Raw genomic sequence first — 12,005 nt, forward strand, 5'->3', positions numbered from 1 at the left:
CACTGGCAAGCGCCTCGATAGACGTGGTAGCTTTCTTCATGGTGTTGCTCTCCATTCAGGATTGAACACCCCGAGCCTACGGCTCGAGGAGAGCAACGCCAACCTCACTCCAATTTTCTACATTGAGCGGGACATCCCCCGATTTCCTCGCCCAGCCACTTTGACAGACCATAGGCATCCTGCGCATGGATCGGCGCGGTCTCGTCCACGGGGAGCGCCTCCGGGGGCATGAACGGCTGGCCAAACGGGTAGCCCAGAACACTGAGTGAGGAGGCGTAGACAAAACGCGGAATGCGGGCCAGCCGCGCGGCCTCGACAACGTTGAACGTGGTGGCGACATTGGCATGGAATACGTCACCGGCGGTGCGGCCGGTCGGCCGCGGGACTGCTGCAAGGTGCACGACCGCATCGGCATCGCGGACCAACTCGAGTGCCGACGCGAACTGCGCAAGGTCAGCGCTGACGTGCGCCCGACCGGCCGCAGCGGCCGGCTGGCTCTTGTCAATGCCGACGATCTCATGGCCGGAGCGGTCGAGATGGGTTGCCACGTGACGGCCCAGGAAACCCTCCGACCCGGTCAAGATGATCTTCATCCCAAGTGTCCGTCTCGCTCTCTGGAACCCCGGCCTCGCTTGTGTTCAGTCAATCAAAGGGAACCGGCGGTGTCAACGAGATGCCCAGTTGACCAGGTCAGCGGCAGCTCTCCCTGTGGCTGCCATGGTAGTGGCGGGCGCGGGATTGACTTCACCGTTCCTTGGGCTTTGTATCAGGTCATACAGTTCGAGAGGGCGCCGTGGCCAAAGACGTATTCTCTGCTCATCGGCATGTCGAGACCATGCGCCTCGATGCAGGCCGGACCGCCGTGATCGTGGTCGACATGGTCAATGATTTCTGCAAGCCGGGCGGCGCCATGGTGCTGCCGGACTATGAACGCCTGGTTCGGCCGCAGCTTCAGGTCATCGAGGCGGCGCGCGCCAGAGGTGCCCCCGTCATCTGGGTGCACGACGAGCATCGGCGCAACATGCGCCGGGATCGTGAACTGCTGAAGCGCACGCCGCACTGCGAGGAGGGTGGCTGGGGTACCAGGATCATCGAAGACCTTGGCGCCCGTGAAGATGAGATTCATGTCACGAAGCGCCGCTATTCGGCGTTCTTCGGCACCGACCTCGACCTGACCCTGAAGGACATGATGGTCACCCAGCTGGTGGTCATCGGAGTCGTCACCAACATCTGCGTGCGCTCCACCGTGCATGACGGATTCTTTCTGGGTTACGAGATCGTCGTGCCGCACGATGCCTGTGCGGCGACGGGTCCGCGCGAGCAGGAAAGCTCGCTCTACGACATTGCCACGCATTTCGGCGTGGTCAGCGACGCCGAGACAGTCGCCAGGGCCTTGCGCGATGGCGCCGAGGTGGCAAACCTCGACATCGCCGCCTGACCTCCAGGCGACTGCGGAGCAGCCCGAAAGTCAGCTGCTCTCCGCTATGTCCGCATTTCCAAGTTGGCCCAGCTCAGTTTCCGCCCTGGGCCCGGACCCGGACTACGGTGCCGGCCTTTGTCCAGACACGGGCTTTCGGCAGGCTGCTGCCTATTGCCGCGGTAGATGTTCTAGTATTATCTGCTGTCTCACTCGTCCCGGAGACAAGTGCAATTCCCCGCGGCGATCATGATGTCGCGCGTGCTGCGCCATAATATGGAGGAGATTCCCATGTTCACTGTTTCCCGCCGCACGTTTTTGAGGACCAGCGGGGGTATCGCGGCCGCTGCGGCCTTCCCGATTCCAGCGGTGCTTGCTGCCGATCCTGTGAAGATCGGCGTGGTGCAGCCATTCTCCGGGGGGCTGGAACTGTTCGGCGGCCAAGCCAAGCTTGGACTCGACCTTGCGGCCGCCGAAATCAACGCAGCCGGCGGCATCATGGGCCGGCAGATCGAACTGATCTACGAGGACGACAAGACCGATCCCAAGACCGCGGTCGAGCGCACCACGTCCCTGATCCGCCGCGACGGCGTCGTTGCCGTTTCGGGTCCGATTACCTCCAATAACCGCGATGCAATGATGCCCACCCTCTCGCGCGCAAAGGTGCCGCTACTGTATGCCACAAACTATGAAGGCGGCGGCTGCGACCGTTACCTGTTCTGCTTCAATACGGTCCCCAACCAGGAACTGGAGAAACTGCTGCCGAAAATGAAGGAGATCGGCGGGCCCAGCTTCTATTTCTTTGGTGCCGACTACATTTGGCCGCAGAAAATGTTCGAGGCTGGCGAAAAGATCGTCGCAGGCGCTGGCGGCACGGTGGCGGGCAAGGAATTCACCCCGTGGGGTGTGAAGGACTTCGCCCCGGTTATCCGCCGCATCAAGGATTCGGGTGCGAAGGTGCTGGTGTTCGCGCTTCCTGGCGCCGATGGCATCACTTTCATACGTCAGGCGGAAGACCTGGGCCTGCTCAAGGACCTCAAGGTGGCATTCCTCGGCTTCGGGGAACTCTACCTCGGTGCCTTCGGCGAAGGCAAGGCGCAGGACATGTGGGTGGCGCTTCCCTTTGCGCAATCCCTGCAGACCGACCCGGTCAAGAAGTTCGTGGCCGACATCAAGAAGCTCGGAGGTGATGCAACGCCGGTATCGCAGTATGCGTTTACCCACTATGTATCGCTGCATGCGGCGAAAGCGGCTTTCGAGAAATCCGGATCGATCGACAGCGAATCTCTGGTCAATGGACTCGAAGGCATTTCGGTGGACGGCCCAACCGGCAAGGTTACAGTCGGAAAGGACCATCACGTGACGCTCGAGATGTTCACGGCAAAGACCGAAGGGGCCGGCATCACGGTCGTCGAGAATCTGGGCCAGGTCGCGCCGGCACCCGGCTGCGCCTGATCTCATGGACTCGATTGCGCAACGGAGTTCAAGTGAAGGGGCTCCGTTTCTCGAAATCGAGGGTTTAACGAAACTCTTCGGCGGCGTTCGCGCCGTCGACAATGTCGATTTCTCGATCGGCCCGGATGAAATGCGCTGCGTCATAGGCCCCAATGGCTGTGGCAAGACAACGCTTTTCAATCTGATCACCGGCTATCATGCACCCACAAGCGGGTCGATCCGCTTCCAGGGGCGCAATGTCTGTGGACGGCCGCTGCATGAGATCGCGCGGTCCGGCATTGTCCGGAAGTTCCAGGTGCCCTCGATCTTCCCGGGGCTGACAGTTGGCGAAAATCTCGAGAGTGCCTTTTCTGCCCGCAGCAGCCGAACTCCTGAAGCACAGCCTCTGGAAGCGAGCCGGCTACTGGAAACCGTCCGGCTCGGGCGGCAAAGGGATCTGCCCGCCGGCAATCTCTCGCACGGTCAGAAGCAATGGCTGGAACTTGCCATGGTGCTGGCCACTGACCCCCTGCTGATCCTGCTGGACGAACCGGCTGCCGGCATGACGCGGGCGGAAAAGTCCGAGACGGTCCGGCTGCTGGAGGTGATCCGGCGCGCGACGAAGGTGAGTGCGCTGGTGATCGAGCACGACATGGGGTTCGTCGAGGCCCTGGGCTGTCCGGTGTCCGTGATGATGATGGGCAAGATCGTGGCTTCCGGCTCGTTCGCGGAGATGCGGAACAACCGGCAGGTTCGCGAAGCCTATCTGGGGCCAACCCATGGATAGCCACGTGCAGGCCGGCGGCTTGATCATTGAAGGTCTTGTCGCGGGCTATGGCGGCGGGGTCGTTCTCTACGATCTGTCCCTGGCCGTCGCTCCAGGTGAATCCGTTGCACTTCTCGGCCGCAACGGCGTCGGCAAGACCACGCTGCTGCGCACCATCATGGGTCTGAACCAGCCGAAACGCGGGACGATATCCTTCGCGGGCATGCGGATCGACAAGCGTGAGCCGTTCGAGATCGCCCGCGCCGGGCTCGGCTACGTGCCGCAGGGGCGTGAGATCTTCCAGGAGCTGACGGTGGAGGAAAATCTCCTGCTCGGAAATCTGAAAGCCGCCACTGCGGACGAAATCTATTCCATATTTCCGGCCCTTGCGGCGAAGCGGCGGACGCAGGGCGGGCGTCTGTCGGGTGGCCAGCAGCAGCAACTGGCAATTGGCCGCGCCTTGATGGGCAAGCCGAAACTGCTGTTGCTCGATGAACCCTCCGAGGGAATTCAACCGTCCGTCGTCAGCGAGCTTTCAGCCATTCTTCTGCGTATCATCAGGGAAAGCGGCATGAGTCTGGTCCTGGTCGAGCAGAACATCGAAATGGCCCTGAGCCTTGCAGATCGCGTCGACTTCTTCGATAGCGGCCGCATCGTCGCAAGCCACAAGGTGGAGACGCTGCGCGCCAGTCCCGCTCTCATCGAAGAACACATGTCGCTCTAGGGGACTCCATGGAACAGATTGCGACGGTCATCCTCGACTCCACCAATGCGATCCTCGTCCTGATGCTCGTATCGCTTGGACTCGCCATAATCTTCGGCCTGATGAACGTGATCAACATGGCGCATGGCGAGTTTCTCATGCTTGGCTGCTATGCGATGATGGAGTTGACCAGAGCCGGTTTTCCGTTCTTCGTGGCGCTCGCGCTGGCGCCGCTCGTCGTTGCGATAATTGGTCTGATCGCCGAGGAACTCGTGATCAGGCGTACCTATCATCGGCTGATCGACACCATCCTCGCCACCTGGGGTCTGGCGCTCGTGCTGCGGCACGCAATGGTGTTGATCTATGGTCCCGGTTCATATGCCGTTTCGCCACCCGATGTCGGTTCGGTCATGCTGTTTGGCGAACCCTATCCGGTCTACCGGCTGATCGTGATGGGTGTCAGCCTGGGCACGATCATCGGGACGTTTGCATTCTTCTTCGGCACCAGATGGGGGCTGGCTACGCGGGCTGTGATCGCCAACCGCGACATGGCCGCGTGCCTTGGCATAAACACCCGCCGGCTTGACAGGCTGACCTTTGCCTTCGGCTCCGGCCTGGCCGGACTTGCTGGCGCGGCGATGGCGCCGATGATCTCCATCGATCCGAATGCCGGCCTTGGCTGGGTTGTCCCGGCCTTTCTGTCGATCCTGGTTGGTGGCCTGGGCACGGTTTCGGGACCGCTTGTGGGTGCGGCAGGCGTCGGCGGCCTCGACAGCCTGACGGCTGCATTCGCCTCGGCCGTGTGGGCACAGCTGGTTGTTTTCTCCGCGGCAATTCTGGTCATCCGGGTATTCCCCAACGGCCTCGTGTCGCGCCAACGCAGGGAAGCATGATGAAGCTGTCTTCATCCAGCATCATGGGCCTTGCCGCGCTCGTGTTCTTTTGCCTGCTGCCGGCAGTCGTATCTTCCTGGGTGGCTGCGGATTTCGGCATATACTTCGTGTATGCAGTATTTGCGGTGAGCCTCGCACTCCTGTGGGGCCATGCAGGCCTGTTGAGCCTTGGACATGCCGTGTATTTCGGCATTGGCGCCTATGCCATGAGTGTTGTCACGCTTGGGATGATACCGGGCCTGCCGGGTGTCCGGTCCACGTGGCTGGGTCTCCTCGCCGCCGTCGTGCTGTCGGGCTGCATGGCAGCGCTCGTCGGCACGTTTTTCTTCGGGGGCAGGCGCCCGCTCAAGGGTGCCTTTCTTGGCATCGTGACGCTCGCACTGGCGGTGGTCATTGAGCGGCTGGCCATCAACAGCCCTTTCGTCGGCGGCATGAACGGCCTGATGAGCGTGCCCCCGATCTCACTCGGACTGAACGGCGATGGTCCGGAAATAACCGATACCACTGTCATTTACTATCTCATGCTGGCGATCCTGTTCGCCGTCATCGTGCTGATGCTGCAAGTCGAAGGATCGCGCTTCGGCAAGTCGCTCGCCTCTGTTCGCGAGAACGAACTCCGCGCAGCAACTCTGGGCCATGATGCCGCACGTCTGAAAATTCGCGCCTTCACACTGTCTGGGGCTCTTGCCGGACTGTCGGGCGCCCTGTTCGTCGTTCAATTCGGCTTTGCCTCGCCTTCTCTCATCGGCTTTGCCCTCTCTGCCGACGTTCTGATCTGGGTGGCGCTTGGAGGACGGAACCACGTCATATCCGCCGCTTTGGGGGCGATCGCAGTCCGCTATCTGGAAAGCCGCCTCTCCGGCGTTATCGGTGCTGCCTGGCCACTTTTCCTTGGCGCCCTGTTCATCCTTTCGGTCATGCTCTTTCCCAAGGGTGCCTTTGGCGAGGCGATTGCCTGGATCGACACGTTCCGCAAGAACAGGCGAACGGCCAGCGGATCGAAGCCGCCCGCAACCTGACAGTTTCCGGATGGGTCTGCAGCAATTCGACATGTCTTGAAGCCAGCGTTCCTTTCCGTGACTGTGATAGGGACGATTGTAAAAGCCGGATCAATAATACCTCACTGAAGCGGCCGAATGGATTGGCTGCGCCGGAGTAAAACTGCGGCATTTAGAGTCCTTTGCCTGAGTTGGCAGGGGGCGGAGGATGAAGACGGTGGAGCTATACGCGCGGGTTCGGCATGCCGTCATGATCGAGGGGATCAGCGAACGGGCTGCAGCAGAACGGTTCGGCATCAACGCCCGAACGGTCTCGAAGACGCTGAAGTTCTCGGTACCGCCTGGATATGTACGCAGGAAGCCACCCTTGCGGCCGAAGCTTGACGGGTTCACAGGCATCATAGATGCGATTCTGACGGCTGACAGGGATAGCCTGATGAAGCAGCGTCACACGAGCAAGCGTGTATTCGAGCGGCTGCGCGACGAACACGGCTTTACCGGCAAGCTCACAATCGTGAAGGACTACGTTGCGGACTGGCGCCAGCGGCGCCAAGAGATGTTCGTGCCGCTTTCGCATCCGCCAGGGCATGCCCAGGCGGACTTTGGAGAAGCCATTGGTGTGATTGTTGGTGTCGAGCGCAAGATCCACTTCTTCTGCATGGACCTGCCGCATTCCGACGCGATCTTCGTGGTGGCCTACCCGGCCGAGACGACGGAAGCTTTCTGCGACGGACATGTCAGAGCGTTTTCATTCTTCGGCGGCGTCCCGAAGTCGATTTTGTATGACAACACGAAGATCGCGGTTGCCCGCATTCTGGGCGATGGCAAGCGCCGGCGGACGCGGGTGTTCAGCGAGTTGCAGTCTCACTACCTGTTCGAGGACCGGTTCGGCCGGCCCGGCAAAGGCAACGACAAAGGCAAGGTCGAAGGACTTGTCGGTTATGCACGGCGGAACTTTCTCGTGCCGATCCCGGTGTTCGAGAGCTTCGAGGCACTGAACGCTCATCTGATGAACTGCTGCCGCCGTCGACTGTCAGACTGTTTGCGCGGCCAGCACGGGACGATCGGCGAACGCCTGGAGCGTGACCTTGCCGCTTTCCAGACGCCGTTGCCGGCACCTTACGACGCCTGCGAGAAGGTGACCACGCAGGTTTCCTCGCTGGCGCTGGTGCGCTACCGGTGCAACGACTACTCTGCGCCGACGGCCTATGGGTACCGGAAAGTGCTGGTCCGGGGCTATGTGCATGAGGTCGTCATCACCTGCGGGGCGGAGATCATTGCACGTCCGGCCAGCCGTCCGAACACCGACTGCCGCAGCAACCCGACGAGAGCATGGCGGCCGTTCTTCCCGCTGCGTGCGTCGGCGAGCACTTCACCGGCCATGGCACTGAGACCGAGGGCTTCGTCGAGTTCGCGGTAGGCCAGCAATCCGGCGTCAGAAGTGATCCGCGAGCCATGGAACTCAAGCTTCAGGCGTCGGTCGAAATCGAGCCTCAGAGAGCCATCATTCGATTCACCCACTGGGTTCTCCATGATGGCCTCATAAGGTTCAGTTTAAACTGCTGATAATTATACCTGAATCGGAAGAATACCGCCAGAAATCAGTGCCCTATCCGGCGAATGCGGGTTTATGTTTTCCTCTTCGCCCTTGCGGCTTCGGAACTGGCCTTGAACCGATAGCTGTCGTTGCCGGTCTCAAGGATGTGACAGCGATGGGTAAGTCGGTCGAGCAAGGCGGTTGCTATCTTTGCATCGCCAAATACCGTCTCCCACTCGCTGAAGCTGAGGTTTGTCGTGATCACGACACTTGTTCTTTCATGGAGCTTGCTCAACAGGTGGAAGTGGAGAGCGCCTCCCGAGGCGCTAAAGGGCAAGTATATGGGAAATCGTCAAGAAAGATCACATGGGCGTGTCGGCGAAAAATCGAGGGCGCTGACGCGACCACGGCGCACGACATCGCCATGGCCGAAAAGGCGACGGACCGCTTCGTGAGCCGGATCATGCGGCTGGCTTACCTGTCACCGGATGTGCTCGAGCGACTGATACTCCGATGCGAGCCACCGGCTGTGTCAGTGCACGAGTTCATCGATGCGACGTATCTGCCGTGGGCGGAGCAGATGGGAAGAGTCTTTGACGACAAGACATCGAGGCCGCGGAGCCAGGTGACATCGCTGAACTGTGCACTGCTCAGGGAAGCCCTATGTCCCGACCGACTGCGGGAGAGGATTTCTCAGGCGGGATTCTCATCTATCGTTCACACGCCGCATCTTGGTCAACTCAAGATTGTTCTGCCCGATACCGAATGAGCCAATCGCTGTCAGTTGCCTACCTTGTACTCCTGCACAGTATTGCCCCCGTCGACGACAATCATCTGACCGGTGACATAGCTGGCCTCTTCACTGGCCAGGAACACTGCGACATGACCTACTTCATCAGGTGTGCCGGGGCGGCCGACGGGAGTGTGATGGCCTGCAACAAGCTCAGCCTCATCCAGCACGATCCTGATCTTCTCTTCAGCCGAATGATACTTCCGTGTCGCCCGCCGGATGTTCTTCACAACCTGCTCGGAGGTGGTCTTCGTCGTCTCGGATTTCTGTCTCATCTGCGCTTCTCCTGAAAGCTACGATGAACCAGAAATCCTCTCTTCCTCAAGTCAGCCAGTTTGTCTCATGAGTGCTGATGCCGGACAGATGCTTCGGGCACGAAGGTTGGCAGCGAATTGCTGGCCAACCCGAACCGAGGAACGGGTCAAAGATGATCTCGTTCACGGCCGTCACGTCGCGGATGGCATCGCCCAACATGGCGACTGGCTTTACCGTTGGATGGGCATCCAGCAGATGTCGTTCTGGCCCGAAAACGTTGACACCGCGGTATTGCCACACGTTCGAGCGTGACCGGCCATGTCGGCCCAGTGCAATGTTGTTGCGATGAGGTTCTGATTGTCGCTTGAAAATCGCAATCAGTTCGTGCTGCGAGCGATACATCGACCTCATGCCCGGATTGCTCTTCACCCAAACGGCCAGGTTGAGCAGTTCCAGACAACATGACTGGCCCGCATTGAACAAATGGCGGATATGGCGCCAATCCATGAAAATGAATGCGACTGCGCCCCCCTTCAGGAAGATGACGATTATTCCAAGAACTGTTGCAAGAAAGCTCTCAAACTCCAGATCGGTCATCTCGCCCGATGCCACTGCAAATTCCGTGTGCTTGCTGGTTCCCGATACGTGGCCGCGTATCCGCACATTGTACGGAGGGTCGGTAACGCAGGCGGCGGCACGTTCATCGCCGAACAACTTCTGCAAGAGCTCGCCGTTACGGACGTCGCCGCATATGACACGATGTTCTTGCTTTCCCGACTGCAGAATCCAGAGATCGCCGGGTTGCGTCACAACAGGTTGAGCTAGAAGTGACGCATCTAGGTCCTCGACATCTCCTGGCGGGACGCCGATCTCAAGGAGGTTTTCGATCTCCACAGTGTCGAAAGCCGTCAGGTCGAGATCGAAACCGACCTCCGACAGATGTCGCAATTCTGCAGCAACGGCATGTTGATCCCACGTCGCCTCGTCTTGGAGCCTGTTCAACGAAAGACGGAGTGCGCGAACCTGAGTTTCGCTCAAATGATCGATATAAATCACCGGGAGGTGCTGAAGTCCGGCCGCCTGAGCAGCTTTGTAGCGTGCGACGCCATCGACGATCTGGCCATCTGCTTTGACCAACAGAGGCGAAAGCACACCATAATACTCAATGTTCCGGCGAAGCTTGTGCAGTTTGGATGTTGAATGCTCGCGGAGAGGAATCTCGGGTGGGCGCAAGGAAGAGATGGGTGCAAGGCGCAGTGACAGCTGATTTGACAAGTCAGGTTTCCCTAGGGGCACACACACAGAGTGTCCTGCGCGAAGGGATCAGGACGGGGCGCTTGTTGCTCGCCTAGTCGTCGGTTCATAAGATATCTTCAACTTGTTTAGGTCCGGGCCAACTCTCTCGTCGGGTGATCGGTAACTGACTGTCAAAACTGCATATTCGGGATTTACTGACCCCAATTTGTTCGTGTTGGCTGTTGACTGACGAGTTCAAATGGATGCGACATAATAGCGCAGAATCGCACAACCTTGGGGCAACAGCATCGGGATGTACTCGGACACTCTTCCATACAGACCAGTCTGGTCTTTCGCCGGAAGATACTCGCGCGCTGGTATCCTCGGCGCACTTGCTTGCTGGGCGCGATAATGTCCAGTTTTCCTGTTTTCGAACTTTTCCCTGTCTGCTTGCAGAATGTTGAGCAGTTTTGACGTGGAATGTTCCCTGTTATCCACGCAGGGATTTGGCGGCCATGTCATTGTATCCAAAGGTCGGCTGGCTGTTCAAATGCAGAGTGCCTCTCTGTTCGATGCCGAATTTCTCTGTAAATGGGGGGGTAACAGGCATTCAATGAGCAGATACCGGTTCGCCGAGGGCTGCCTCCACAGCCATTTGTTCGCATGTCCGGTGCTGCCATATCAATGTCGGGAAGCGCTCCTGCTCTCCCGCGTGGCGCAATGAAGTGTGGGAAGGCTGCCGGATCTGGATCAACGTGCGGTTCCGGATGGCCGGACGCCACCGGACACACCGTCATCACAATGATGGCTCGAAATATGTTGGCGTGATAACTGCGCGCGGGCGGAGGTCCGCGCGTTCCATGGGGTGCAGGTGCATGATATCGACTGACGACAACTCGACTGCCGCCGCCTTGGCCGCAATTCACCCTGCATTGGCGGTGGCTCTTGCCAAGCAGGGCTATGCCACGCTGACACCTGTCCAGATCGCCGTGATCGAGGCCAAGGTTGCCGGCCGCGACCTTCTGGTTTCGGCGCAGACCGGTTCGGGCAAAACCGTTGCCTTCGGCCTTGCCATCGCCCCGACGCTTTTGGGCGAGGCCGCAAACTTCGCACCGGCCGAGCGCCCGCTGGGATTGATCATCGCGCCCACGCGCGAACTCGCCCTTCAGGTCGAGCGCGAACTCAGCTGGCTCTATGCCGATGCAGGTGTCGTCACGGCCTCCTGTGTCGGTGGAATGGACATGCGCAAGGAGCGCCGCGCGCTCGATCGCGGCGCTCACATCGTGGTGGGCACGCCCGGCCGCCTGCGCGACCACATCACCAAGGGCTCGCTTGATCTGGCTGCTCTCCGCGCCGTCGTGCTCGACGAGGCGGACGAGATGCTCGATCTCGGCTTCCGCGAGGACCTCGAGTTCATCCTCGCAGCCGTACCCGAGACACGGCGCACGCTCATGTTCTCGGCGACCGTGCCGAAGTCGATCCTCCATCTCGCCAAGGTCTATCAGCGTGACGCGGCAAGGGTCGTGGCGACAGCGGCGACCGAGCGTCATGCCGACATCGATTACCAGCTGGTGGTCGCGCAGTCGCATGAGCGCGAGAATGCCATCATCAACACCTTGCTGTTTTTCGACAGCGGCAGCGCCATCGTGTTCTGCCACACCAGGGAAGCGGTCAAGCATCTGGCGGCGAGGCTCGGCAACCGCGGGTTCACGGTGGTGGCGCTCTCGGGCGAACTCTCGCAAGCCGAGCGGACCAGCGCGCTTCAGGCCATGCGCGATGGCAGGGCGCAGGTCTGCGTGGCGACCGATGTTGCCGCGCGCGGCATCGACCTGCCCAACCTCGACCTTGTCATCCACGCGGACATGCCGACAAACCCCGACATTCTGCTGCATCGGTCCGGGCGGACCGGACGGGCGGGGCGCAAGGGTGTGTGCGTGCTGATCGTGCCGGTTCGCCGCTATGCCGCCGCCTGCCGC

10 protein-coding genes and 3 pseudogenes are annotated in these 12,005 nt (G+C 60.2%); 8 read left to right on the top strand and 5 right to left on the bottom strand.

The window, feature by feature from the left end:
* Positions 1–104: 104 nt before the first annotated feature.
* The gene (locus ACEW8Q_RS06060) at positions 105–593 is read right to left on the bottom strand and encodes an NAD-dependent epimerase/dehydratase family protein (protein ID WP_373503158.1); all 489 of its coding nucleotides are present in this window, start codon (positions 591–593) and stop codon (positions 105–107) included.
* 200 nt (positions 594–793) lie between these two features.
* On the opposite strand from ACEW8Q_RS06060, the gene ACEW8Q_RS06065 reads away from it, so the two are divergent.
* The 7 genes and pseudogenes from ACEW8Q_RS06065 to istA all read left to right on the top strand — a co-directional run.
* Positions 794–1,438 carry a cysteine hydrolase family protein gene (locus tag ACEW8Q_RS06065; RefSeq protein ID WP_373503159.1) on the top strand — a complete coding sequence of 215 codons (645 nt, stop codon included), beginning with the start codon at positions 794–796 and terminating at the stop codon, positions 1,436–1,438.
* Positions 1,439–1,708: 270 nt separating this feature from the next.
* Complete coding sequence (locus ACEW8Q_RS06070; protein WP_373503160.1) at positions 1,709–2,872, top strand: substrate-binding protein; 1,164 nt, start codon at positions 1,709–1,711, stop codon at positions 2,870–2,872.
* Positions 2,873–2,876: 4 nt separating this feature from the next.
* On the top strand, positions 2,877–3,638 hold the full coding sequence (locus tag ACEW8Q_RS06075) for an ATP-binding cassette domain-containing protein (protein ID WP_373503161.1): 762 nt from the start codon (positions 2,877–2,879) through the stop codon (positions 3,636–3,638).
* Entirely contained in the window at positions 3,631–4,341 is a 711-nt protein-coding gene (locus tag ACEW8Q_RS06080; protein WP_373503162.1) for an ABC transporter ATP-binding protein, read from the top strand. The genes ACEW8Q_RS06075 and ACEW8Q_RS06080 overlap by 8 nt, the downstream gene beginning before the upstream one ends.
* 8 nt (positions 4,342–4,349) lie before the next feature.
* Positions 4,350–5,213: a branched-chain amino acid ABC transporter permease gene (locus ACEW8Q_RS06085; RefSeq protein WP_373503163.1), complete on the top strand. Its 864-nt coding sequence runs from the start codon at positions 4,350–4,352 to the stop codon at positions 5,211–5,213.
* Entirely contained in the window at positions 5,210–6,232 is a 1,023-nt protein-coding gene (locus tag ACEW8Q_RS06090; protein WP_373503164.1) for a branched-chain amino acid ABC transporter permease, read from the top strand. The genes ACEW8Q_RS06085 and ACEW8Q_RS06090 overlap by 4 nt, the downstream gene beginning before the upstream one ends.
* Positions 6,233–6,419: 187 nt before the next feature.
* A pseudogene (istA, locus tag ACEW8Q_RS06095) lies at positions 6,420–7,496 on the top strand (IS21 family transposase); the annotation flags it as partial.
* Here the strand turns inward: istA and ACEW8Q_RS06100 are convergent.
* The 4 genes and pseudogenes from ACEW8Q_RS06100 to ACEW8Q_RS06115 all read right to left on the bottom strand — a co-directional run.
* Positions 7,496–7,744: pseudogene (locus tag ACEW8Q_RS06100) on the bottom strand (transposase); the annotation flags it as partial. The pseudogenes istA and ACEW8Q_RS06100 sit on opposite strands and share 1 nt — an antisense overlap.
* Positions 7,745–7,839: 95 nt before the next feature.
* A pseudogene (locus ACEW8Q_RS06105) lies at positions 7,840–8,088 on the bottom strand (ATP-binding protein); the annotation flags it as partial.
* A 440-nt stretch (positions 8,089–8,528) separates the two neighbouring features.
* Positions 8,529–8,708, bottom strand: coding sequence for an SDR family oxidoreductase (locus ACEW8Q_RS06110; protein ID WP_373503167.1), 180 nt, complete (start codon positions 8,706–8,708; stop codon positions 8,529–8,531).
* Positions 8,709–8,859: 151 nt separating this feature from the next.
* Positions 8,860–10,068 carry a site-specific DNA-methyltransferase gene (locus ACEW8Q_RS06115; RefSeq protein ID WP_373503165.1) on the bottom strand — a complete coding sequence of 403 codons (1,209 nt, stop codon included), beginning with the start codon at positions 10,066–10,068 and terminating at the stop codon, positions 8,860–8,862.
* A gap of 836 nt (positions 10,069–10,904) precedes the next feature.
* On the opposite strand from ACEW8Q_RS06115, the gene ACEW8Q_RS06120 reads away from it, so the two are divergent.
* The coding region (locus ACEW8Q_RS06120; protein WP_373503166.1) for a DEAD/DEAH box helicase at positions 10,905–12,005 on the top strand (1,101 nt) is incomplete at its 3' end.

Source organism: Aestuariivirga sp., from assembly GCF_041738905.1.
Taxonomy (GTDB): domain Bacteria; phylum Pseudomonadota; class Alphaproteobacteria; order Rhizobiales; family Aestuariivirgaceae; genus Aestuariivirga.